The sequence below is a fragment of the Kordiimonas pumila genome (assembly GCF_015240255.1).
GTDB lineage: Bacteria > Pseudomonadota > Alphaproteobacteria > Sphingomonadales > Kordiimonadaceae > Kordiimonas > Kordiimonas pumila.
Genome location: NZ_CP061205.1, coordinates 1737419 through 1762804, shown reverse-complemented (window position 1 = coordinate 1762804; position 25386 = coordinate 1737419). Strand labels below are relative to the sequence as shown.

The 25386-nt window shown below is 48.8% G+C and carries 19 protein-coding genes; 7 read left to right on the top strand and 12 right to left on the bottom strand.

Annotated elements, in window-relative coordinates; translation table 11 throughout:
• Positions 1–10: 10 nt before the first annotated feature.
• The 3 genes from ICL80_RS07480 to ICL80_RS07470 are packed head-to-tail and all read right to left on the bottom strand — an operon-like array spanning position 11 to position 3141.
• A complete protein-coding gene (locus tag ICL80_RS07480) occupies positions 11–805 on the bottom strand; it encodes a transglutaminase family protein (RefSeq protein WP_194215468.1) in 795 nt (264 codons plus the stop codon).
• A complete protein-coding gene (locus ICL80_RS07475) occupies positions 805–1743 on the bottom strand; it encodes an alpha-E domain-containing protein (RefSeq protein ID WP_194215467.1) in 939 nt (312 codons plus the stop codon). Before ICL80_RS07475 ends, ICL80_RS07480 begins: the two co-directional genes overlap by 1 nt.
• Before the next feature lie 3 nt (positions 1744–1746).
• Positions 1747–3141: a circularly permuted type 2 ATP-grasp protein gene (locus ICL80_RS07470; RefSeq protein WP_194215794.1), complete on the bottom strand. Its 1395-nt coding sequence runs from the start codon at positions 3139–3141 to the stop codon at positions 1747–1749.
• A gap of 261 nt (positions 3142–3402) precedes the next feature.
• On the opposite strand from ICL80_RS07470, the gene ICL80_RS07465 reads away from it, so the two are divergent.
• A complete protein-coding gene (locus tag ICL80_RS07465; protein WP_194215466.1) occupies positions 3403–3876 on the top strand; it encodes a MarR family winged helix-turn-helix transcriptional regulator in 474 nt (157 codons plus the stop codon).
• Positions 3877–3911: 35 nt separating this feature from the next.
• Here ICL80_RS07465 and ICL80_RS07460 read toward each other — a convergent pair whose 3' ends face one another.
• The 6 genes from ICL80_RS07460 to ICL80_RS07435 form a co-directional block, all read right to left on the bottom strand.
• Positions 3912–8222 carry a translocation/assembly module TamB domain-containing protein gene (locus ICL80_RS07460; RefSeq protein WP_194215465.1) on the bottom strand — a complete coding sequence of 1437 codons (4311 nt, stop codon included), beginning with the start codon at positions 8220–8222 and terminating at the stop codon, positions 3912–3914.
• Entirely contained in the window at positions 8219–9889 is a 1671-nt protein-coding gene (locus ICL80_RS07455; RefSeq protein WP_194215464.1) for an autotransporter assembly complex protein TamA, read from the bottom strand. Before ICL80_RS07455 ends, ICL80_RS07460 begins: the two co-directional genes overlap by 4 nt.
• A gap of 410 nt (positions 9890–10299) precedes the next feature.
• Positions 10300–11505, bottom strand: a complete 1206-nt coding sequence (locus tag ICL80_RS07450) for a hypothetical protein (RefSeq protein ID WP_194215463.1) — start codon at positions 11503–11505, stop codon at positions 10300–10302.
• Positions 11502–12242 carry an N-acetylmuramoyl-L-alanine amidase gene (locus ICL80_RS07445; RefSeq protein WP_194215462.1) on the bottom strand — a complete coding sequence of 247 codons (741 nt, stop codon included), beginning with the start codon at positions 12240–12242 and terminating at the stop codon, positions 11502–11504. The genes ICL80_RS07450 and ICL80_RS07445 overlap by 4 nt, the downstream gene beginning before the upstream one ends.
• Entirely contained in the window at positions 12239–13135 is an 897-nt protein-coding gene (locus tag ICL80_RS07440; protein WP_194215461.1) for a DMT family transporter, read from the bottom strand. Before ICL80_RS07440 ends, ICL80_RS07445 begins: the two co-directional genes overlap by 4 nt.
• Positions 13122–13871 (bottom strand): TerB family tellurite resistance protein, encoded by a 750-nt coding sequence (locus tag ICL80_RS07435; RefSeq protein WP_194215460.1) that lies wholly within the window; start codon positions 13869–13871, stop codon positions 13122–13124. The genes ICL80_RS07440 and ICL80_RS07435 overlap by 14 nt, the downstream gene beginning before the upstream one ends.
• A gap of 198 nt (positions 13872–14069) precedes the next feature.
• On the opposite strand from ICL80_RS07435, the gene ICL80_RS07430 reads away from it, so the two are divergent.
• Together ICL80_RS07430 and ICL80_RS07425 are read left to right on the top strand one after the other, a co-directional pair.
• Complete coding sequence (locus ICL80_RS07430) at positions 14070–15203, top strand: beta-ketoacyl-ACP synthase III (protein ID WP_194215459.1); 1134 nt, start codon at positions 14070–14072, stop codon at positions 15201–15203.
• A 15-nt stretch (positions 15204–15218) separates the two neighbouring features.
• Positions 15219–16349: a beta-ketoacyl-ACP synthase III gene (locus ICL80_RS07425; RefSeq protein ID WP_194215458.1), complete on the top strand. Its 1131-nt coding sequence runs from the start codon at positions 15219–15221 to the stop codon at positions 16347–16349.
• Here ICL80_RS07425 and ICL80_RS07420 read toward each other — a convergent pair.
• A complete protein-coding gene (locus tag ICL80_RS07420) occupies positions 16346–17530 on the bottom strand; it encodes a GGDEF domain-containing protein (RefSeq protein WP_194215457.1) in 1185 nt (394 codons plus the stop codon). The two genes, ICL80_RS07425 and ICL80_RS07420, sit on opposite strands and share 4 nt — an antisense overlap.
• A 272-nt stretch (positions 17531–17802) precedes the next feature.
• Between ICL80_RS07420 and ICL80_RS07415 the strand changes: the two genes are divergently transcribed.
• Both ICL80_RS07415 and ICL80_RS07410 read left to right on the top strand, forming a co-directional pair.
• A complete protein-coding gene (locus ICL80_RS07415; RefSeq protein ID WP_194215456.1) occupies positions 17803–18960 on the top strand; it encodes a dipeptidase in 1158 nt (385 codons plus the stop codon).
• Positions 18961–19080: 120 nt separating this feature from the next.
• Entirely contained in the window at positions 19081–19263 is a 183-nt protein-coding gene (locus ICL80_RS07410; RefSeq protein ID WP_194215455.1) for a hypothetical protein, read from the top strand.
• Here ICL80_RS07410 and ICL80_RS07405 read toward each other — a convergent pair.
• Positions 19253–19714: a YaiI/YqxD family protein gene (locus ICL80_RS07405; RefSeq protein ID WP_194215454.1), complete on the bottom strand. Its 462-nt coding sequence runs from the start codon at positions 19712–19714 to the stop codon at positions 19253–19255. The genes ICL80_RS07410 and ICL80_RS07405 overlap by 11 nt on opposite strands.
• 101 nt (positions 19715–19815) lie before the next feature.
• On the opposite strand from ICL80_RS07405, the gene ICL80_RS07400 reads away from it, so the two are divergent.
• A complete protein-coding gene (locus tag ICL80_RS07400) occupies positions 19816–20418 on the top strand; it encodes a hypothetical protein (protein WP_194215453.1) in 603 nt (200 codons plus the stop codon).
• A 559-nt stretch (positions 20419–20977) separates the two neighbouring features.
• On the opposite strand, the gene ICL80_RS07395 is transcribed toward ICL80_RS07400, so the two are convergent.
• Positions 20978–21460 (bottom strand): hypothetical protein, encoded by a 483-nt coding sequence (locus ICL80_RS07395; RefSeq protein ID WP_194215452.1) that lies wholly within the window; start codon positions 21458–21460, stop codon positions 20978–20980.
• Positions 21461–21709: 249 nt separating this feature from the next.
• Between ICL80_RS07395 and ICL80_RS07390 the strand changes: the two genes are divergently transcribed.
• Positions 21710–25360, top strand: coding sequence for a hydantoinase B/oxoprolinase family protein (locus ICL80_RS07390; RefSeq protein ID WP_228073849.1), 3651 nt, complete (start codon positions 21710–21712; stop codon positions 25358–25360).
• Positions 25361–25386: the final 26 nt, after the last annotated feature.

Here is a 25386-nt window from a genome sequence, read left to right as displayed (position 1 = left end):
CAACCCCATATTACTGCTCGATCCGAATGGAAACAGCAAGCGATTCTTCTGCATTTCCAAGACGAATGCCAGAAATCGGTGCTGCATCACTATAATCCAGCCCGGTTGCAATACGCACATACCGCGCATCTGGCGCCTGATTATTTGCCACATCAAAACCAACCCAGCCTAAGTCCTCGATGTGAACCTCAGCCCACGCGTGGCTTGCAGCTTGCTCGGCTGTGCCTTCAAGCAGCATATAGCCGCTTACATAACGCGCCGGTATGCCCAACACACGCGCAGCTGATATAAACAAATGACTGTGATCCTGACAAACGCCTTCGCCGTGTTCCAGTGCCTCTTCCGCAGTAGTTTCTGAAGTGGTTATGCCAATTTTATAAATAACCTGCTTATGGATTCGACCCATCAAGTCATGCAGCATGGGAAGAGACTCGGCAGGCGGCGTTTCCTTAACCAGCTTATGAATACCTTTTCCCGGGGTAGTTAAAGGGGTTTGCCTAAGGTAGAGCCACAAAGGCACAAATCCAGCATGCGGCCCTACAACCCCTGTTCTGTCAATCGTCTCCACCTCGCCAGACACACGAATACGGATTGTGTGGCTATCACCGTGACAACTGATCAGGGTGGTAATATTGCCCATATGATCTTCATAAGGCACTTCTGCGTTCGCGCCCTCCAGATCAAGCTGCCACGACAAAACCTTTTGGCCATAGCCATCCTGCGGTGTAAGCCGAAGGCGTTGCAAAGCATAATGCAGCGGCGCATCATAAACATAATCTGTGGTGTGGGTTATTTTTAAGTTCATCAATAAAACCCATATGCTTCAGCAATTTCTGCTCCAAGGCAGTTATTGCGTTTCACAAATTTTTGCAAAAACTCATGCAAACCCTCATCAAAAACATCATTAATATCTCTATTAAAAAGCCATGCCTGAATTTCATTTGCAGTGTCGTGCACAGGATGGCGCTGCCCGTAATCCCGTGCCAGATTATTCAGGCTGCCCGTGATTTTATCATAACAGAAAGAAAGTGACCGCGGCATACGAGCATTCAAAATAAGGTAATCTGCGATATTGGCTGAACTATGATCGGCTTCATACATCCAGCGATATGATTTATGAGCAGATACAGAACGAAGAATAGATTCCCACTGCGCATTATCTAGGGAAGACCCCACATAAGACACCGAAGGCAGCAGGACATAATATTTTACATCAAGAATACGCGCTGTGTTATCGGCACGTTCCACATACACACCAATTTTTGAAAAATCAAAAATCTCGTTCCGCAGCATGGTACCATGAAAGCTACCTCGAATAAGGGCTGCATGCCGCTTAATCGCATTAAGCACATCAGGTAAACTGGCATCCCTTACAGCACGCCCCAATATATGCTTCATATCGATCCAGAATTCGTTGGTGCATTCCCATGCTTCACGCGTAAGCGCCGTGCGCACCATACGGGCATTATTACGGGCAGCTTCTACCACACACATAACGCTCGACAGGTTATCGCGGTCACGCAGCAAATAATCCACCACATACGCTTCGCTCGCTTCTTCGTGCTTTCGGTAATAAGCATCCGCAACACCGGCGCTTTTCAAAACAGACGCCCATTCATCATCGGCGGTGTCATAACTTGTAAGGGCCATATGCAGGCCCGCATCAATCAGGCGGGCAATATTTTCAGCCCGCTCAATATAGCGGAACATCCAGTATAGGCCATTCGCGGTTCTACCTAACATACATCAATCCTCCAGCACCCATGTGTCCTTGGTGCCCCCACCCTGACTGGAGTTTACAACAAGTGATCCCTCCTTCATGGCAACCCTGGTCAAGCCACCGGGAATGATACTTATTTTATCAGACACCAGCACAAACGGCCTAAGGTCGACATGGCGCGGCGCGATACCTTTTTTGACATAGATAGGAACAGTCGAAAGCGACAGCGTTGGCTGAGCAATATAGTTACCCGGCCTTGCTTTCAGCTTACGGGTAAATTCTGCTAGGTTTTTCTTGCTGGCTGCTGGCCCCACCAGCATGCCGTACCCGCCAGAGCCATGCACTTCTTTCACCACCAGCTCTGAGAGGTGGTCAAGCACATAAGCAAGACTATCTGGCTCAGAACAGCGCCACGTTGGCACATTTTGAAGAATAGCTTTTCTGCCCGTATAAAATTCCACGATCTCAGGCATATATGAATAGATGGCTTTATCATCGCAAATGCCCGTGCCGGGCGCATTGGCAATTGTAATGCGCCCCGCCCTGTACACATCCATGATACCAGGCACACCAAGCGCAGAATCCGGCTTAAATGTCAGCGGGTCCAAATAGTCATCGTCAACACGGCGGTAGAGCACATCAATGGGCTTATAGCCTTGCGTTGTGCGCATTGCCACCCGGCCATCAACCACCCTCAGGTCTGACCCTTCTACAAGCTCAACCCCCATTTGATCCGCAAGAAAGGCATGCTCATAGTAAGCCGAATTATAAATACCCGGCGTTAACACTGCAATCGTAGGTTTGCCTTCTGTGCAGGCTGGTGCCGTAGCAGACAAGCTTTTACGCAGCAAGGCTGGATAGTTCTCAACCGGACGCACCCGATTTTGGGCAAATAGTTCCGGGAACATCTGCATCATGGTCTCGCGGTTTTCCAGCATATAAGAAACACCAGACGGCGTGCGGGCATTGTCTTCCAGTACACAGAACTGGTCTTCTGCAGTTCGCACAATATCAATGCCGGTTATATGCGTGTAAACCTTGCTCGGCGGCTTCATGCCGATCATTTGCGGTAAGAAGGCATCATTCTGGGTGATCAGTTCCTTCGGTATACGCCCTGCCCTGATAATTTCCTGCTTGTGGTATATGTCATCCAGAAACGCATTCAGCGCCACAACACGTTGCTCAATACCCTGTTCCAGCTTGCGCCATTCCTTGCCAGATATAATCCGGGGAATAATATCAAATGGGATAAGCCGTTCAGAGGCGTCTTGTTGCCCGTACACGGCAAACGTAATACCCGTTCGGCGAAATATTCTCTCAGCATCCCGGCATTTTGCAGCGAGCGTTCTGGGATCTTGGGCCTGAAACCAATTATAATATTCTTTATAGGGTCGTCGGGCCGTTTCATCACCGATCATCATTTCATCAAATAATGTCAAATCGATACTCCCTTGATAGCTTTATTAGATACCATCAAAACCACTTTAGCAATAAGCCCCAGCACACTTTGCTGCATAAAATGCATAAAAAATGATAGCTGCATAAAAAATAATCATATGCTAAAATTTTATTGTCTTTTATGCGTAAAAAACCAGCAGAAAGTCTTAAGGATACAACAGGCATTGCATATGCCAGTGTTTGACTGTAAGCCAAATACTGCTTTCAATTACACTGTGATCTACATGACTGATTATGATGATATCCTGATCTCGCTTAGGCGCATTATTCGTGCGGTTGACCTGCAATCCAAAAAGCTTGCTAAAACCTCTGGCCTTACAGCACCGCAGTTGGTGGTACTGCAAACGCTACATAAAAAGGGCAAAATCAAACTTTCAGTGATTGCAAAAACAGTGTCGTTAAGCCAAGCAACTATAACCTCTATTCTGGACCGCTTGGAAAAAGCTAATCTCGTTAAGCGCGAGCGAAGTCTTACTGACAAACGCAGCATATATGCTTCTCTCACAGAAACAGGCATTCAGCGTTTAAAAGATGCACCAGAGCTTATGCAGGCTGGTTTCCTTAGAGAATATCGTAAGCTGCCAGATTGGGAGCGCACCATGCTCATCAGTTCGCTGCAACGTATTGCAACCATGATGGATGCAGAGGGGCTAGACGCTTCCCCCATTCTTGATACGGGCGACCTATCAAAACAGTAATGCTTGACTGAACACCCTGCCAACATGGTAGCTATTTAATAATCCCAGAACCATTTTATACTTAACCTGCTACCTTGGCGTGGGCCAACCTCGGTTTCTGCAAGCAGGTTTTTGGTAATATCAATTTTCAGTCTCGTTGATGTTTCACTACTGGCTGTAGAGGTTTCAACCTCCAGATAAATATTATCCCTAATATATTTACCCCCCCTGATAAGGGTTGCACTTTCCTCAGTGTCACTCGTGCCAAACGTCAGCGTATCAAGCCCTAATTTACGCCTAAGTTGCCCAACCATATCAAATTTACTGCCGCCGCGCAGTGTATCAATTGCCACAGCAACCTCTGCCACCTGCAAAGCAGAAATTTCCGTAACCGACCGACCAAACAAAATACGCGACATTATCTCGTCTTCTGGCAGCGGCGGCACAGATGACAGCTTGATAACAGGCGCTGATGCCGGGCCGCTTATTTGCAAACGTGCGGCAAGGCTGCCTTCATTATATTCTGCCGTTATAGCAAGGTCTGGGTCAAACCCGCGCCCGCCTTTAAACGACAGCAACCCATCTGATATTTTAAAATCTTTACTGCCGAACTTAAAGTTTCCTTCGCGAATGGTCATGCTGCCCAGCAGGCGTGGATCATCAGACGTACCACCCATATGCAAGTTTCCCTGCCATTCGCTTGTAAGCCCTCGTCCTTCAAAGAAAAAAGCACGCGGAATAGAAACCGCAACATCAAGCACAACCGGCACTTGCTTGGTGGGCTTTTTCAGGTCTAGCGCGGCATCGTCATCGTCAAACCCATTCATTTCAGTAACATCGATTTCCACAACACTACGCGGCAACTCGCGCGGCATAGCTACATTAATACGCCCGGTTTCCACACTGCCTTTAAGTGTAGATGCGCCGCCTTTTTCCCGCACGTATGAGAGATCTGCCGATGCGGTCCCGTTCATATGGTCCTGCCGGGCCACCTGAAAATCAGATAGCGTAAAGTTAAGCTGGCCGGGGAAAGATAAATTCTCCGCCAACTCAACATACCCTGTGCCAGACAAAGTGCCTTTAGCGCCGTCCGTCGCCTCAAGGGCTGCCAGTTTGATACGTTCTTGATTACCGCTCACCTCCAACCGGGCAATGTCCGCCACCAGCCCAAGCGGCTCGTATTCATAGTGGCCATTTTTCATTTCCAACTGCCCGTCAAACACTGGGGCTTCCAGTGTACCCTCAAGGTGTAACTGGCCGTCGAGCAACCCCGAAAGAATATGATTTGGTCGCCGCGCAAGCACCCATATGGGTGCAATATCCCCTTCCCAGTTCAAATCAGCTTTCAAGGGCACACCAGATTTGAGCTTGAATTTACGGCCATCGGCACGCTCATAAGGCAGCTCTGCCACGAGTGTACCAAAAGTTTGGCCCGCTTTAATCGCCGCACCGTCAATATATATAATATGATCTTTCAGCGTGGCCTTCAGGTCCGCTGAATACTGCGACTTTTCCTCCAGAAACGAACCACCTGCAAATTCTGTATTGTTAAAATGAAAATTAGCAACCCCTGTTTCAGCGCCGTGAAGCCGCTCGAAAGTTACATCAGCAGAAAGGGAACCTGCAGACACCGTGCCCGGGCGTAAAATATTAAGAAACGCCATATCTATCGTATCAAGCTTCAATAAAGCTTTTTCTGTATCTCCTTGCAAGGATGCCTCCAAGCTGCCCTCACCGCCCGCAAGCGTAAACGCTGGCGCTGAAAGGGAAAAGCCGTCAGCCCAATCCAGCTTCACCGTGTCAGTGGTAGCGGCCTGAACCCCACCGTAGAGCAGAGAAAAGCTCAACTCTGCCTTTTTATCCTGCGATGTAAGGCCAGCTTCTACCGTAAAGCTATTTCCAAGATAACCGTTTGCCTCAAGGGTAAGCGGTGCATTACTGCCGGAAACACCTGCAATATGTATCACATCAATATGCTGTGACCCTTGCGATATGCCCTTTATAATAATATCCGTATTATAATTCAGCTCTCCCGCATACCAGCCAATATCAAGCGCACCTGCTGCTATTTCCATACGCAGCGGAAAAGCACCCTGACGGATCAACTCCGCATTATCCGCGCTGACATTAATCGCGACCTGAAAATTGTCCGTAGTGCCTGTTAGCTGCATATCCAGTTCAGCCATGCCTTGCAATTGCACGGTTTCAAGCGTGGTTTCCTGTAATTTTAAATTGAGGTACCCATCAACCGGGCCATCAAATGCCAAGGCCATTGCCCCAGTGCCACCAATCCCCGGCAAGGCCACATGAATTTCATCTAACGCCAATATTTCAGGTGTAACCGCAAGGCTGGTGTTAATAGTAACCGTGCCCGCGGTTGTTTCTGTGTGCAAATCCACGGTTCCCGCCCATGCATTTTCAAGAGCAGGGTCAGGGCTAAGCTTTGCCGTTAAAGTGGGGTCTGTTAGCGCTACGCCGTAACCATCAAGAGATGCAAGCGCTGTTTCCAGGGTGATGGCGGGTGCTTTCAAGCTTCCTGTAGCATGGGCCATAACATCTAAGGAGCCGGTCATTGTCATTTTATTACCAGTAAGGGCCGCTATGTTAGCAAGCTTCACTGCGGCTTCAATATCCAAGCCTGTACCATCTGGCTTCACACTGCCTTCGCTTGTAACAGAAAGAGCTGCACCATCAATTTTTAGACCTTGAAGGCTTATCTGTTCCGGTGTCTGGCGTATTTTTGCATTCACTTGAGGTGCCAGCCCTAAAAGAGATGCAAGCTTTTCATCGGCATATGCCATGCTCGCAGTGGTCAGGGTGATATCAGTTTCCACAGCCTCACCGTCACCGTGCGACTCAACATCAAGCTTTAAATTCCCCCCGGTTAAGCGCCCATCGTGGAAAGGCGCCAGTGCACTGACCGAGCTTTCAATATGGCCGCTTGCCATTTCGAACTGCCCGCCAGTTCCCTTCACTGTAACATTGTTTGCAGATGCTATATCAGCAACCGCTTTGCTAACATCCACCTGCCAGTTTTTACCCTCATAGTCATAGGCCCAGCCACCAGATAACACCACACTTTCAAGAGCAGTATCTTCATAAAATGCAGCAAACTTTGCCGTATCAACAGTGCCAGAAACACCTTTTGCATCATACGTTAGCACCCCAAGGGTATCTATCGCACCCAGGTTTGCTGCCCCTTGTTGCAGGCTCGCACCCGTGAGCAAATATTTTACGTGGCCATTCTTCAGGCCAAGTGAACCACCGGCCTCAATACGAATAGTTTCAGCCGCAACCCCAGCGCCTTTAAACGTGGGCACATCAAGGGTAAGATTAGCATTCTCAAGCCGCCATCCATCTTTTGTTTCCAGAACTCCAGAGAGTTTTGCCCCCGCTCCACTTACACGGCTGTCTACTTCTACAGTGATCTCCCGAACATCACCTATCTTGGCTTGAATAACAGCTTCTGCTTCAGCCCCCCACAGCGCCCAAACCTCTGCGGGTAGAAAGCTGTTTTGTGCCTGCTTCAAGGTCAGGGTCAATTCTTCCCTGTTGCCAGAGGCATTTCCCGACACCTGAAGCGCGCCTTCCATTGCAGCGTCTATGGTGCCTTGCCATTTATCAGGCACACCACCGCCAGAGAGGCGTACCACCAAAGGTTCCTGCGCCTTAAGGCCTATCATGTCACCCAGCATCCCACCTTTTTGGGCGAGAAGATCAACAGCTAACCGAAATTTTTTATTGGCTTTGCCTGCGTTATCTGCTGCCCAGCGTACGCTGGCTTGCACCCTGTCTGTTTGGCCTTGATCTGTAAACACCAGCGCGCCCTCTGCCCTTTCGGGCGACAAAGCCACCTTTGAAAGGGAAAGCCTATAGGGCATTTCTGCGTAAACAACCTGCAGATCAACATCACCAATTATGAGGCTCGGTAAAAAAGCAGTTCCACCAGTATCACCTGCCTGCTCAGAAGCCGGCACAGTTGGCATTCTATGGGCGGTAACAGTGTCACCAGCTACCTGCTCAACAGCTATAGTCCCTCCCCATAGCGCAGAAGGTGACCATGTGACATCAAGCTTAGGGGCTTCCAGCCATGTACCTTCAGCATCGGCAATAGTTAGCCCGTGCACGCTAAAGTTTGAAAAAAGCGAGCCCTCTATCGAGGCAAGCGAAATATCAAAACCCGGACTATCCAGCTTTTCTGACAAAACCCCCGCAAGCCAGTTTTTTCCTGTGTCCGATGAAAGCCATAGCAAAGCACCACCCACGGTAACCGCCACAACAGCAGCAAGCCCCAAAAGCGCTGTCAGCAGCTTTTTAGCAAAAGCCTTTAGGCTGCCTGATGGCTTTATGTCTGCTGTTTCAGTCAAAAGCTTTGCCCTATGCTCAAATAAACCGCAACAGCGCTGTCCCCTTCCCGCCGGTCAAGCGGGAATGCAACATCAAGCCGGACCGGGGCAATAGAAGTGTGATAGCGAAGACCGAGCCCTGTGCCCCAGCGAAACCCGTTAAATGTCGGAATTTGGTCTGTATAAAGCGCACCGCCATCAAGGAAGGGAACAATGCTTATGGATGTACTAACCCGCACACGGGCCTCAAACCCCACCTCAAGCACAGATCTACCACCAAGAGGGTCGCCGTCTTCATCCTGAGGGCCTATGCCCTGATAAGAATACCCTCGGACAGACCCACCGCCGCCCGCAAAAAATCTCTCTGTCAGGGGGATCCGGTCCTGATCTGGGCCAAAGGTCATGCCCGCGCGGCCCCTAACAGCAAAGGTAACTGACGACATAAAATCAGGCTGCCAGTATGCAGAGCCTTTTAATTCGCTGGTCAGAAAAAAGAACCTGTCCCCGATCAGTGACATGTTTGGCCCCAACCGCAAATTAAGGCGGATACCGCGTGTTGGATCAAGCAGCACATCAGAGGTGTCGTAGCTGAGGCCGAGGGGCGTGCCAAGAAGCACATATTCATCATGCTCGCCGTCTTCCCGCACCTGTGTCGCCTTACCAGAAACACCAAGCGAGCCGATCCAGCGTTTACCTATTTGGCGCTCTAACCCGGCATACGATTCAAAAATATGAGATTTATAAGCAGGTGTACTTTCACGGCCTGTGCGGGCATTAAAAATAGCAGTTTGGCCGTAGCGCTTGAACTGAGGTTTTCTAAGGTCAGCCTCTAGCGTTTGCTCGCTTTCCCCAAGCTTCATGGAAAATTTGAGATTTTCACCCCGGCCCCATGTATTACGGTGTGTCCACGATGTCTCTAGCTCAAAACCTTCACCTGTTGAATAGCCTGCGCCTGCCTCTATCCTACGCGGCGGGGCCTCTTCTGCATTGACAACTATTGGGGCAATATCTGTGCCTTCATTCGGCTGCTGTAAGGTAACGGTAGTTAAGCGAAACAGGCCCGTTGCCATCAGGCGCGAGCGAAACTCATCCACTTCACTGCGGGTGTATAGATCACCCTCTTGCCACGGCTTTAACCTTTCAAGGTACGAAGCCTCTGTCCGGTCAAGCCCCTCGTAAATAGTTTCACCAAGCTTTGTTTTAGGTCCGTTTTGCAGCACATAATTTACCGCAACACTCGCTGTAGCATGGTTCACGGTTACACTGCGTTCACCCGCCTCCGCAAACGGATAGCCTTGTTCAAGCAACCCAAAAATCAAGACCTGCTCTGTAGCTACAATGTCTGCCGCACTTGCCGGTTCACCCTTTTTTAGAACCGCTTCAAGCTGGATATTTTCGGTATCGCCTTTTTCTGCACCCGCAAAAGAAAAACTAACACTGTCAATTTTATAAAGAACCCCCGCATATACCGCCACGCTGACATCGACCGACTTATCACCCCGCAAGGCTTTGTAATCAACCGACGCGGCATAATACCCCTCTGAGCGCAGAACACGCTGAAAACTGTCTACATCTGACTGAAGGTTACTTTCCACTCTGGCGATAGATCGCAGGCACTGCCCGGTCTTTTCATTCAAAACCGAAACCGACATAAGGATATCGCGCAGGCGTTCGTTAGGTTCCGTCATTTCAAGCGTAAAATGAGTTCTAAAACCACCAGACGAACACGAATCCGCCGCTGAGAGAGGGCGTCCCAAGCAAAAAAACAGCAAAATGACAGAAATTAAGAGGCGCAACATCAAGACCTTAGGGTGTTTCCAGACTACACAGTTATATACCAGCCACTATAAAACAACAGTCCTAAGTATGAACACTGTCAAACATAAGGCAGTCCTGTTACGGACATATCTATAGTATTCACTATAGGTCAGTTGCCTTTATGGCCTTCACAATATCTACTGTGGCGCCATACCAGATAAAAAAGCCATAAGGTAATACCACCAAACATATCAAGAACGGTAAAAATTGTATAAGGCAGCACTCAGCATGCAGCGTGACCAAGCCACTTTACAGCAACCTAAAGTACCACACTTTTCTCTTATGCTAAAAGGGGTGCCAGCAACGCGAGCCCATATGCCTGATTATCATCATCCTCAAGCTTTTTGATGATGGTAATGGCAAGCGCCTTATTTTTGCTTTTTAAAACACCCTCAAGAAGGGTAAGCCGGATAATATCGCGGTCATAAGCGCCTTCAACATCTTCAATCGCACCCAAGAAGTCTGTAATAGCCGCAGCTACCTGACCTGCATTATCTGTAACAGAAAGGCTTGCAAGATAGCCTGCTTTCTCGGTTTCATTTGTAAAATACTCAAGTCGTTTTAACGCTAGTTCTGTCTTCCCGGTTGCAGCCTCAATAGGCCCAACATTATGAGCAAGCTCGATTCTGGCATCCTGCCCTTGCACGCGGGTGCCATGCAGAATAGCAAGATTATAGCTGGTTTCCACAAGAGCTGCATCAAGCCCAGCCTGATACATAAGCCGCGCACGCTCGCCCGTTACCGTGGCCCGCGCCTGCATACCCACAACACTTGGGAACATTTCATCGGCCACGGCGATGAGCGCAGTACTTCTTGCCTCATCGCCCGCTTTACCTGCAATAACAGCAAGCCTAATGAAGCCACGATATTGTTGCGGCTTATCAGTTAGGGCCTGAACTTTTACTTCCAGCTCGTCAAACTCAAGAGAGGTTAAGGCACCGTTTGGCGCCAGTGGTAACAGCCCTAAAAAGCGCCAAAAAGCCCGCGACTCGTTTGTCACCTGATCAAGTGCAACTTTTGCCCCCGATATATTTCCAGCCTTAATAAGCTTTTCCGCAATATTGATAAGCGTTTTATCGCGCACTGTATCTTGTGAAAGCTCCTGTACAAGCGCAAGCCCACCTGCCACATCACCTGCCTCGGCCAGCAGCGGCGCAATAGACGTGATCTTTTCTTGCGTAACGAGGCTAATATTCACAGAACGCGCTTCATCCAGCGCCAGTATAAGGGTTTCTGCAGCCTGTTCTGCTTGGCCCGTTCCCAGCATTGCCCTTGCAACACCTATCAAGACCTTAGCCCGCTCAGCCCCAAAATCTTCATCGATAACCGTTTGGATAGCGGCCTTGACGGCGCAGTCCTTAGTAAGCGATGCAAGGCATGCAAGCGTATAGCTATTAGGTTTATGCTCTGATGTTACAGGTACCTGCTGCGCTTCGACACCCACTGTTGCAGACAGTAAACACACAGCAAAAAGAATTTTATTCATTGAGTTTCCCCGGTTGTCGACATTTGACGTGCCAAATCGGTGAGAAGTGCACGCGTCCCTATATCATAAAAGCCTGTTACCGCCGATTGACGCCAATGCGCCTGAAAGGCTTTTAATACCATAAACGTTTCAGAATCCACGGCCTTGCTATCAGTAAAAGCATAGCCAAGGATAGATAATTTTTCGTGAAGTTCCTGTAACAAAACCCCGTCAGCACCCTTAACCGGCAAAAGTGCTGTGTCAGCCCCATCAACCGCTGAATGTAAACCAAACCCTGCTACCGCCAATTGCTGCCACGGGAAATATTCACCCGGGTCTGTTTTACGCAGCGGCGCAATATCACTGTGCCCTACATATCCATAATAAGGAACTTTATGTCGGGCTTTAATGCCTGATAAAAGGGCAAGCAAACTATCAATTTGCACAGCAGGAAATGGCCGATACCCAAATTCATGACCGGGGTTCACCAGCTCTATACCGATGGATGTGTGATTTATATTGTCACGTCCAAGCCAGCTAGACACACCTGCATGCCATGCACGCTTTTCTTCCGGCACCAAAGCATAAACAGCGCCCTCTTCCCCTATCATATAATGAGCAGAAACCTTGGCTTCCGCATCACAGAGCCGTAAGAGTGCTGCATCCCCTGTTTCCATACCCGTATAATGGAGTACGACCAGATCAATCTGGCTACCGTCCGGTCTTTCATCCCAGTTCGGTGAAGAACAGGTGATCATGTCATCCCTTCAGCATTTGCTACATCTGCCATTTTGCTATGCTTCTTACGGTTTCTGAGGGTTACAATCAAAACCCCCGCAATAGTTAGTACACCACCAAGAACTACTTTTGACGACACTGTTTCATCAAGTGCCATTACCCCTGCCATAACTGCAAAAAGTGGCATAACAAGGAAATAAGGCGTCACAGCGGATACGTCATATTTACGAAACAGATAATTAGCGCCGCCGTGCCCAATGATCGAGGAACCAATCGCACTATATAAGAGAGCAAGCCACGCATCGTTGCTGGCGGCTTTTATCATCTCCAGCTGGTTATTTTCAAAAGCAAAAGAAAACAACAGCGACCCTAGGGCACCGGCGAAGCCCACCCATGCCTGTGTGGTAACGGCAGGAATGTCTTTGAGAGTGCGCATCATAACGGTACTGACCGCATACATAAACGCGGCTAAAGTCACAAGCCCCAGTGCTTGCCAGTATGCAAAAATAACTGGGTCAAAGCCCAAAACAATTACCCCGGAGAAGCTTAATGCAATACCAACAATACGCCGCCAGCCAACTGATTCTTTCAAAACGATAATAGCCAGAATTGTTGAAAACGGCACCCCAAGCTGGCTCGCAATCGCAACAGCGCTCACCCCGTCTGCAACTTGCATGGCAAACAATATCAGCCCAAAATGGGCCACCCCAAGAATGACAGCAACCGCGAGCATGCTTTTCATTCTGCCCGGCACCCACTTCAAAAACGGCGAAAGCGCCAGAAAAACAAATGAAAACCGCAGGGTATTAGCAAGAAACGGAGAGAAAGCATCTACTGCCGCTTTCACCGCAATAAAGTTCACACCCCAAACTGCGGCAATAACAACGGCCAGTACAATATCACGAAACTTCATTCACTGTCTCTTTTGTGCGCTCTGCCATAATCTGGTCATACGCTGCATTAATTTCTGCGGCACGCCTTGTCGCCACGGCAATCATATCGTTTGGGACACCAGCCGCGATCAATCGGTCTGGATGATGCTCGCGAACCAATGCCCGGTACTTATGCTTAAGTGTCGCATTATCTACAGATCTTTCAACCCCAAGAACAGAATAAGGGCATGACGGGTCTGCACCAACATGCCTATGTACTCTGTCTTCAATTTCAGCGCGGCTGAAACCAAAAATTTTAGCCACAGCGCGAATGTAATTCAGTTCATTAGGGTGTACAGAACCATCAGCTTTCGCAATAAAGAATAATGCCTCTATAAGGTCAGATAGCACCCTGCGGTTATCTTTCATGATGCCCGCAATCTGATGTGCATACGCATCAAAGCCAGCAGTATGCTGGCGTGCCATATCAAACACCCGGCCCACATTGGCCATTTCATGAGGCGGCACCTGAAAGACCCGTTTAAAGGCCTCTACTTCTGCGCGGGAGACATGGCCATCCGCTTTTGCCATCTTGGCTGCCAGCGCAATCACACCAATAGTAAAGGTAATACTGCGGGTTGCATCATCAGGCTCGCGGCGGGTTGCATCAACCCCCGCATCAACGGCAGCACCCACCGTTAAGCCAATAAGGGCACCGATAGGCCCGCCTAGTGCAAGCCCTGCTGTACCGCCAATTATTTTACCCCAAATAGACATGACGCATTCCTAGCATAGCAGCCAGTGTTGTTATACAGGAAACTGGCTATAATATTGCGGCTAAATAACGCAATGAACGGTTGGCGGAAAGGATAAAAGGCAGTATACCTGTCCGCCGATGTAACCGGGTTGTCATAATTAGGCGGTGGGCCAAAAAGATTTCCCGGTAGCTTTGCGTAAATAAAAGGATAAGCTTTTATGGTTGATGTTGTTATCTCAGGAACTGGCCTTTATGTGCCTCCGCATAAAATCACCAATGAGGAGCTTGTAGAAACCTTCAATGCATTTGTTGATAAATTTAATGCCGAAAATAAAGCCGACATAGACGCCGGTATTATTCCGGCAAAACAACATTCAAGTGCTGCTTTCATCGAAAAGGCATCTGGCATTAAGGCGCGCCACCTTGTTGACGTGGAAGGGGTCATGGACCTTGACCGGATGATGTCTAAAATGCCTGAAGGCGGCCACGGCACAGACGAAGAGCCTTGTTTTCAGGCTAAAATGGCAATTGAAGCCGCGAAAGCTGCCCTTGAAAATGCCGGACTGCAAGCAGAAGATATTGACCATCTGGTATGTTCCGCTGCACTGCTACAGCGCTATTTTCCGGCAATCGGCATTGAAGTGCAGCATCATCTGGGCACAAAAGGCTCCGCCATGGATATGGTTATGGCCTGTTCTAGCGCCACATACGGCCTTATTGCTGGCGTGAACGCTATCAAGTCAGGTGCTGCTGATCGGGTGCTCATGATCAACCCCGAAATTTTCTCTACTGTTATTGATTTCCGCAACCGCGACAGCCACTTTATTTTTGGGGATATTGCCGTTGCCGTGGTCCTTGAGCGGGCAGACCTTGCCAAAGGCAACAACCTCTGGAAAGTGACAAATACCAAAGCAGAAACCAAATTTTCCAGTAACATTCGCTCACATTACGGCCCAATGACACGGCTTGATGATAATAGCATGTTCCGCGAAGACATGTTTTTCATGCAGGAAGGCCGCAAGGTTTTCCGCGAGCTTCTACCGCTTGTAACCGATTTTATTTGGGCGCAGCTTGAAAGCCAACATCTTGAAGTAAAAGACCTAAGCCGCATGTGGCTGCATCAGGCCAATATCAATATGAACATGTTTGCAGCTAAAAAGCTTTTGGGCCGGGAACCCGAAGCGCTTGAAGCACCAACTGTTCTTGATGAATATGGTAACACGGCGGGTGCAGGCTCTATTGTTGCTTTCCACAAATACCATGATGACCTTAAAGTTGGGGATAAGGGGCTCATCTGCTCGTTTGGTGCAGGCTATTCAATTGGTAGCTTGCTGGTAGAAAAGGTAAAATAACTATAGGGGAATAGTATGGGGGGGATTGTTATCAGCGGCACGGGGGTATTTACCCCCAAACATGCCGTTTCGAACGATGCGCTCGTTGAAAGCTATAATGCCCATTCCGAAGCATGGAATAATGAGCATGCCGCCGAAATAGCAGCAGGGACCCTTGCCGCACGGGAGATGTCGTCCTCAGCTTTTATTGAAAAAGCCTCTGGCATCAAAAACCGGTACCTTATGGACGGCAAAGGCCCCACCGAAGTTGGCCGCATGCGGCCTTACCTTGCTGAGGGTGCGCCTGACAACCTGATGGGTACGCCAGTTCAGGTTCAGATGGCGCTTGCCGCTGCAAAAACGGCCCTCGAAGAAGCTAACCTTAACGGCGAGGACATTGATCTTGTGATCATTTCGGCTTCTGTATGGGAGCGCTTCATTCCCTCGATGGCAACAGAACTGCAAAGTATACTCGGCGCAAAAGGTTTTGCCTTTGATATGTCAATGGCATGCTCCAGCGCCACCTTCGGCATTTCAACGGCAACAGACGCCCTTTTATCCGGCATGGCAAACAAAGCTCTTGTTGTTACCGCTGAATATCTTTCACCTCTGCTGAACTTTGAAGAACGCGACGGCCATTTTATTTTTGGTGATGCCGCCGTTGCTATGGTGCTGGAACGCGAGACTGAAACAACATCCAAGAATGCTTTCCGCATCAACAGCCGCAAACTATTCACTGAATATTCAACCAATATTCAGGCTGGCTTTGGCAGCAGAGCCATGATTGAACGCGACAAAATAAACGACCCTGCCATGCGCTTTGTACAGAATGGCCGTGTGGTGTTTAAAGAGCTTCTGCCAAAGGTTATTGAAATTGTGCAAAACCAAATGGCTGAAACAGGCAGAAAAATTGAAGACTTCAAACGCCTGTGGTTACACCAAGCCAATATCAACATGAATATTTTTGCCACACGAAAGCTGCTGGGGCGAGACCCAAGCCAGGAAGATGCCCCCATCATTCTGGATGATTATGCGAACACCGCCGGCGCAGGCTGCATGATAGCTTTTCATAAATATAAATCAGACTTTGTGAAAGGTGATCTTGGCCTCATATGTTCATTTGGGGCCAGCTATTCTGCGGGTTACATTGAAGTGGAGCGGCTCTAACTACCGGTTTGAATAATTTCAAACTGGAGTTTTTGGTCATTGGATATTTGCTTGTTTACAAAATCCAGCATGCCGTCTGCATCCAGATCATCGCCGCGCGCTGTTACAACGCCCATACTGATTGTTAGCTGAATGGGCACACCAAGCGGCTTCAAGGCAGTGTGCGCAATTTTCTGCCTTATCCGCCGCACTACTAGATCAGCCCCCTCTTCAGCGGTTCCGGGCAACAGCAAAACAAATTCTTCGCCGCCAAAGCGGCAAAACACATCTTGCGCGCGCCTGCCCTCCACGACCAGACCCGCAAACGCCGCGAGTGCAGCATCCCCAACCGCACGGCCATGCTCTGTATTGATTTTTTTAAATCTATCAATGTCCATCATAATAAGGGAAACAGGTTCGGCATTCCGCCTCGCGCGCGCTAAAACAGCTTTTACCACCTCCAGAAAGGCACGCTGTTTAAGCGCTTTTGTAAGGGGATCAAGCATTTCATGCAGCTTTAATTCAGCCTGCAAACGCTCGGCTGTCATAATAATAATGACAACCGCGATCGACATGGAGAACACCACCATCTCCACATAGGATAAAATCTCTATGGAATTGAGAAAGAAGTTACCTGTAAGCTGAAGGAAATCAAGCGGCATCGCACGGTAAAAACCGTAAAACCCATGTACAATGAACAGCAAAAAAGCAAGGGCTGCCCCCACTGTTGCACGCCGTATTACCCCTTTATAAAGCCCTTTGCGCCCCCCAATGGCTTTTAAAAGCGTTGAAGCAATCCCAAACGACACAAGGCCTTCAAATAAGGCTCGGACAGCAGCCACATACCCACCGTCATGAAACAGCATAAGATAGGCCATAATGCCAATGGAAAGCACACTGATAAGCCACAAAGCGATCATCATACGCTTTGACCGCATGGCCCAAAAATCAGTAACCCCAAGCCATAGAATACCGTGACCTAATATAATAACACTTTGCCCAGCCAGATAGGCCAAAGGCTCAGTCTCTAACGGGTTTTCAAAGCTGACACAAGTTCCAAAGGAAACCAAAATAATGCCGAAGGCAATATATAGCAGCCCGTCTATCACACGGTTCGCAAGCCAGTTTACTAACAGCGCAAGTGACGAAAGCAGCATCACCAGCATGACAGCAATAGACAAAGTTGGTATATCAAGTGCCACAGCGATCCCTCTACAACAGCAGGACCACCTTATTGTATATCACCCTGTTTGCAAGCAAGATGTATTTTGAAAACTTCTAATAAGAAGCGCCGTCTGACGTATTGAACCCGCAGGCCTAGACAGGCCAGCCATGAAATAGAGCATGGACAGCTCTGGAGCCACGCTTCCACAAAGCAGGCAATATCCCCTTTTTCTTGTTCCCAACTGTAATTTTATTATTCCCTTCCTTCTTTCAGTGTATAAACTTTTCTTGCAAGAAAAGGGGGCTGGTTATGCGTACTGCAAAAATATGGGTATCTGTTTTGGTTATTGTGGTTGTTCTGGTTATTGCTGAACGCATCATCGTGCCGCCTATCATTGAAAAAAGCATGAACAAAATTGTTGATGTCTCTGACTACAGCGTGTCACCCGCCGCTGACAAATTACACAGCAGCCTTAAAATTGTTGATTGGCATGCCGACAGCCTTTTGTGGTCTCGCGATTTTCTGAAACGCTCTGATTACGGGCAGGTTGACCTGCCGCGCCTTCAAGACGGCAACATAAACCTGCAGGTAATGACAACTGTTACCAAATCGCCAGAAGGCCAAAATTATGAAGAAAATACGGGTTCGAGCGACAGTATAACCAAGCTTGCCATTGCCCAAGGCTGGCCCGTGCGCACATGGAACAGCCTGCTTGAGCGCGCACTCTATCAGTCAGACCTACTGCATACCTATGTCGCCAAATCAAAGGGGCAGATGGTTTTTGTGAAAAACAAAGCGGACCTTGCGGCCCACCGCAACCGCGATAATGGTGCTATTGCCGTTATGCTCGGCACCGAGGGCGGCCACCCATTTGAAGGCGACATCAAAAATGTTGATATTATGTATAATGCGGGTTTCCGTATGGTTGGCCTGACTCATTTTTTTGATAACAAGCTTGCTGGTTCCCTGCACGGCGTTTCAAAAGCCGGCCTAACAGATTTTGGCCGTGCTGTTGTTAAACGGCTTGATGAATTGAACATCATCATTGATCTGGCCCATTCATCAGAAGCCACTGCATGGGAAGTGCTCAGCCTTACCACGCGCCCTGTAGTTATTTCACATACCGGGCTAAAAGGGTACTGCGACACAGCCCGCAACTACCCCGACACACTTATGAAAGCAATCGCTGAAAAAGGCGGTCTGATCGCCATTGGCTACTGGGATGCCGCAGTATGCGACACATCTCCAACCGCTATTGCTGGCGCAATAAAATACGGTATTGACCTAGTGGGCGCTGATCATATCGCTCTGGGCTCTGACTGGGACGGCGCGGTCACGGCGCTTGCCTCAGACCATATTAGCACCATAACCGAAGCCCTTATACAAGCCGGTGTGCCAGAGGCCGATATCCGTAAAGTGATGGGGGAAAACAGCCTGAAGTTTTTACAAACATGGCTGCCTGATTAACCCTGAAAAAGTTATACACAAAAAAATTTTGTAAAATTTTATGCATCTCTGTACAGCCAGCAAAGGCTGTGGCAAAGAAAATTTCAGGCATAAACACCTTTGTATTTTACAGGATTTGACATGATCGAGGCAACAACACCAACACCCCTTCAAATTCAGCCTGGCCAAGGCCTTAAAATTGATACCAGCAAAGAAAGTAAAGTAAAACTGGATGTAAATTCCATCCCGGAAAGCCGGTTTCAGCTTGATATTGCGGTAGACCCCGGCAAAAACAAAGGCCTGAAAATCGATATCAGGGCATAGAGCTGGAACGGCGGGTTTTTTGATACCAGCTTTCCATAGCTTCCAGAAAAGTAGCACGGTCCTGCTTGGTGAAGCTCGCATTAAAACCGCGATCTTCCCCCATATCTCGAAGCTGCGATTTAAGCTCGCGCATGGCAATTGCCATACCAATATTATCTGCTGTAAACAGCCTGCCCCCATGCCCCATAACAGTGGCACCAGCTTTTACGCACCTGTCGGCCAGCAAAATGTCGCCGGTGATAACCACATCACCCTCGCCCGCACGCTCTGCAATCCAGTCGTCAGCCGCATCAAAGCCTGCATCCACAACTACCTTGTTCACTTTTGGGCCAACTGGCAGCCTAAGCCACTGGTTCGAAACAAGATGCAGCACCAGGTCATGGCGGTATGCTACTTTCAAGACCTCATCTTTCACCGGGCAAGCGTCTGCATCTACAAATATTTCAAGCATTTACTACCCTTTAATAGCGTTTGGTCTATAGAAGGGCTTTATAAATGCATTAAAGCTGATAAAACACCCCAAATTAAAAATAATATGAAAGCTGTATTGCCATGAATCGCCTGAACCTTTGGCTGATCATTATATTTACCATCCTTGCCTTGGCCGTGTTTGCCTATGTGAGCGGTAAGGTTTATGCTGAAGAGCCAAAGGAAACAGTAACGCCGACCTCTCCCAGCATGGATGACCCGGCTATCCGTAAATCAATTGAGCACATGCTAAAGCGTGCACAACTAACCCGCACACTGGCCGCCGAACACCTGATCTACATTAAAGAAAACCGCGATACCGCTATCATTCGGCTTATTGAAGACGCAACACAAGTGATGGCTTTTAATCTGATCTGCGAAGACGAGAAAATAGAAGCTCGCGAACTAAACCAGATTGCCGCAGACGTTAGCTTTAAGGTTGCCATGATGGCAGGCAATTCAAGCATCAGTGAGCAATTAGCCCGTATCGCAAGCCAGCAGACAGTGAATGAACGCATGGAGCTAATCGGCGATATTTCAACGACTGTGCTCATGTTCGAGGTGGGGCGTAGACGCGGCCTGTTTGATGCTCTTATGACAGACTTTGGTAAGCCCCGTTTTTGTAGTGGTATGGAGGGTGACATGCGCACTCGCTATAATGCCCTTGTCACTGGCCTTGGCGGATAATACCTGTATTCTATAACATAATTTCAAGGCTAAATATTTTTGTTTTCAGATATTTTACAATATTGAAAATTTCAGAAACATATGTATATTTATCCATGCAGCCGATGGTGGTTGTACTTCGCAGCAAAATGATGCTGCATTATTCTGAAAGGGGCATTAAATGTCCTTGAATAAATCGACTAAAGCACCTGTAAAATCTGGCATTAAATCAGCAGCGACAACAACTCAAATGAGTTCAAAGCCTGGTAAAGCCTCGCCTGTGGCTAACAAGCCAAAAGGCAAATAGTACCTGTATCCCTTCGGGGGAAGCGACCCTTCCCCCGTTTTGGGTAATGATACCTCCCCACCACACAATTTTTCTAAAACATCACCCTAAAAACACAACAGCCAAGGCAAGATGCCGGTTTATATGTGTCACGATCTCTAGACGCAGAACATCCATTAGCCGCATCCTACCGTGTATTCAGTCAGGCTGGTTACACCTAAAATATAGCCGAGAGCTACAGGATATCAGCACAGAATGCTGCCCCTATAGCCCTCATTGTTCTTATAAATGCGCCTACTGTTCTGCGCCAGGGTGCTCTTTCCGCCATTTATCAAGCCGGGCAAGCCACTCTTCTGCACTAACAGGACCGAGTGTTTCCGTATCCGTGTGTGCGATAATATTTTTACGGAAATTCACAAAATACGCCGGGCCACTAGGCATATTCAGTTCCTTGCTTTTTGCTTCCATTGCAGCTTTCTGCTCTGGTGTTGGCTTAACACCTGTCACAGGCTTAAACATCAGCACGTCCCAGTCAGCACCGTTCTGATGAATAAAAAGCTGGATTGGTGGCTGACCACCTGCTTTTGAAACCTCATCGCCTTTGGCAACTTCACGCATAAAAGCTTCATGCCTACCTGGGGCCATTTTAAAAATTTCAAACCATGCTGTCGGCCATTCACGGTCAGCGTCTGGAGCGGCCACAACAGGCGCTGTCATTGCTGGGGCCAGTAAAAATCCGGCATACGCAACTATAGCCAAAAGTGTATTTTTTTTCATTATTATACTCCCTGAAGGTATGTAAGAAATGTCAGGGTAAAAACTCTCACCCCTCATGATACTGCCCCATTATGAAGCTGCATAAACAAACTATAGACTTTCTGGTATCAGTTCGCTTTACCAAAAGGGCCAATATATGTTTTTAAAAAGCCATGCCTTACATACGGTAGCCCAAAACCAACGCTGTTTTTTACTAAGTATTCAAAAACGTGATTTGGAAATTTAGGGCAAGACGCTATGGTCTTGCCCATGAGTAAAAAATGGCAATTCTGGGTTGATCGCGGCGGTACCTTTACCGATGTGATCGCACGCGCCCCAAACGGCACTCTCACTAGCCACAAGTACCTGTCTGAAAATCCCGAACGCTATAGAGATGCTGCTGTTTTTGCCATGCGTGAAATTTTGGGCGTTGCACCAGATGCCCCGTTCCCTTCTGACCGCGTAAAAGCGATCAAAATGGGCACAACGGTTGCGACCAATGCACTTCTGGAACGGCGCGGCGAACCAACCCTTCTTGTTGTTACCAAGGGTTTTAAAGATGCCCTGCTTATTGGCCAGCAACACCGGCCAGACCTTTTTGCTCTTGGCCCCAAACGCCCGGCACCTCTTTACGACAAAGTGGTTGAAGTAACAGAGCGTATAAGCGCGGACGGGAAGCTTGTTACCCCACTGGATGAAGCTGACGCCAAAAATGCGCTGATTAAAGCCTTTAAGGAGGGATTAAGAAGTATTGCTATCTGCCTCATGCATGGCTACCGCTTTACAGATCACGAGGCTAAATTGGCAGAGCTTGCCCATAGCATTGGCTACACCCAGATATCAGCAAGCCACACCGTTAGCCCTTTAATGAAATTTATCCCGCGCGGTGATACAACGGTAGCAGACGCTTACCTGTCGCCTATTCTGATGCGCTATGTGGCCCAGATCCGTAGTGAAATTGGCGATACACCGCTTTATTTTATGCAATCGAGCGGCGGCCTTGTAGAAGCAACCTCTTTCAGCGGTAAAGATGCTGTCCTGTCTGGACCAGCGGGCGGTATTGTTGGTGCAGCAAAAACCGCAGAACGGGCTAACATACAACATATTTTAGGTTTTGACATGGGTGGCACTTCAACCGATGTCAGCCATTATAGCGGCACCTATGAGCGCGTGCAGGATAGTGTTGTAGCTGGTGTTCGCCTCAACGCCCCAATGATGGATATTCACACTGTAGCGGCAGGCGGCGGTTCCATTTGCCGCTTCGAAGGCGGGCGCTTTCAGGTAGGGCCACAGTCTGCGGGTGCAAACCCCGGCCCCGCATCTTATGGTCGGGGTGGCCCCATAACAGTAACCGACTGTAATGTACTTCTGGGCAAACTGCAGCCAGATCTTTTCCCGGCTGTTTTTGGTCCAAAGGGTGACCAGCAGCTTAACCGGCAAGCCACCAAAAAAGGGTTTGCAGAGATTGCAGACCAAATTGAAGCAGAAACCGGCACGCGCCCCGCGCTTGAAACCATAGCGGAAGGCTTCCTTGCTGTTGCAGTTGAGCATATGGCGCGCGCAATCAAAAGGGTTTCGGTTGAACGTGGGCACGATATAAAAGGCCATGCACTGCTTTCTTTTGGCGGTGCAGGCGGCCAGCACGCATGCCTTGTGGCAGCATCCCTTGGCATCACCAAGGTTATTATCCCACCGTTTTCCGGAGTTTTATCTGCCCTTGGTATGGGCATTGCCGAACAAAGCGTCATTACGGAACAAGCCCTCGAATGCTCTGTAAAAAAGGCAAAGACAATTGGCGCTGCTGTTAAAACCGTATCCCGTAGCAGCAAAGCAAAACTTGCCGCACAAGGGATCTCTAAAGAACAGATTATCACCTATCCGTATGTTCAGGTGAAATACGATGGTAGTGATACAGCCCTTACGGTACCCCATGGTAGCACACAGGAAATTATAACAGCCTTTGAAAAGGCACACGACCAGCAGTTTGGCTTTGTCAGCAAAGATACAGATATCATAGTCCAGTCTGTACAAGCAGAGGCAGTGCACAGAGCAAGTGCTACAACCTTAAAGCTAACAGCACAGGGTACAAGCAAGCATGCTGAAACCAAATGTACGCTGTATTCCGGCGCTCAAAGCCATGTCGCAACTATTTATCGCAGAGCAACCCTAAAGCCCAATACAGCCATCATCGGCCCAGCCATTATTTTGGAAGAGGGCGGCACCACCATGATTGAACCCGGCTGGCAAGCTGTGCTGACAAAAAATGATACATTGATCCTGTCTGAAATTGAACATATCAGGCCTAACCAGCATACAGGTACTGCGCTCGACCCCATAATGCTGGAGGTTTTCAATAACCTTTTTATGTCAGTCGCAGAAGAAATGGGCGGTGTTCTGGCAAAAACGGCCCGTTCTGTGAACGTGAAAGAACGGCTTGATTTTTCGTGTGCTGTGTTTGATGCAGACGGCAACCTTATTGCCAATGCCCCGCACATGCCTGTACACCTTGGCAGCATGGGCGAAAGTGTAAAAGCTATCCTGAAAGTCCGCCGTGCAAGTATTCAGGACGGCGATGTCTTTATGGTGAACGACCCCTACGCTGGCGGCACCCATTTACCTGATATTACAGTTATCACCCCAGTGTTTCTGAACAAAACCAGTAAAGAACCTGATTTTTTTGTGGCATCACGCGGGCACCATTCAGATGTTGGCGGCATCAGCCCTGGCTCCATGCCGCCCCACTCAAAAACCATTGCGGAAGAAGGCATTCGCTTCACCAACTTTCACCTTGTAAAATCGGGGCAGCTAGCTGAACCTGAAGTGAGAGCGGCGCTTGCCTCAGGGCCATACCCCGCCCGCAATATAGACCAGAATATTGCTGACCTTAAAGCCCAGATTGCAGCCAACAGGCGCGGGGCATCAGGGGTTAAGGCACTTGTTGCTCATTATGGCCATGCAACAGTTACTGCCTATATGGGCCATGTGCAGGATAATGCAGAAGAAGCCGTCCGCCGTGTTATTGAAACACTGAAGGAAGGGACCTGCACCTACCCCATGGATTGCGGCGGTGTTATTCGTGTGACAATAGCACCCGATGCAACATCACGCACCGCTGTTGTCGATTTCACTGGCACCAGCCCTACCCTTGCCAATAATTTTAACGCCCCACTTGCTGTTACAAAAGCAGCCGTTCTTTATGTTTTCAGGGTATTAACCGGGGCTAACATCCCCCTTAATGCAGGTTGCATGAAACCGCTTCATTTAATCGTACCAGAAGGCTCCATGCTCAACCCTGGCCCCCCCGCCGCCGTTGTTGCAGGCAATGTGGAGACAAGTCAGGCTGTCACCAACGCACTGTTTCTGGCAGCCGGTGCCGTAGCCGCCTCGCAAGGTACCATGAATAATCTAACATTTGGCAACGAGCGGTACCAATATTATGAAACTATCGCAGGCGGCACGGGCGCCGGGCCGGGCTTTGATGGCTGCGATACTATTCAGTCGCATATGACCAACAGCCGGTTAACCGACCCAGAGGTGCTAGAGTGGCGCTATCCGGTGCGGCTGGAAGAGTTTTCCATTCGGCTAGAGAGTGGCGGCGAAGGTAAATGGAAAGGCGGCAATGGGGCATGCAGGGTCATAACATTTTTAGAGCCGATGGAAGTTGCCATTCTCTCCAGTCAGCGGGCAGACGGCCCACCTGGCTTGAGGGGCGGCAAACCCGGTAAACCTGGCAAAGCCACTGTGCTATATACCGCTGGCACAGATGGCACAAATGGCACAGATTTGGCGCAGATTTGGCACAAATTTGGCACAGACATGGCACACAAAACACTGCTCGCGGCATCTGACAGCACCCATGTTAAGCCCGGTGATATAATCGTGGTTGAAACACCGGGTGGAGGCGGGTATGATACCTATTGATAATTTTATCAATAAACTAAGAGCTT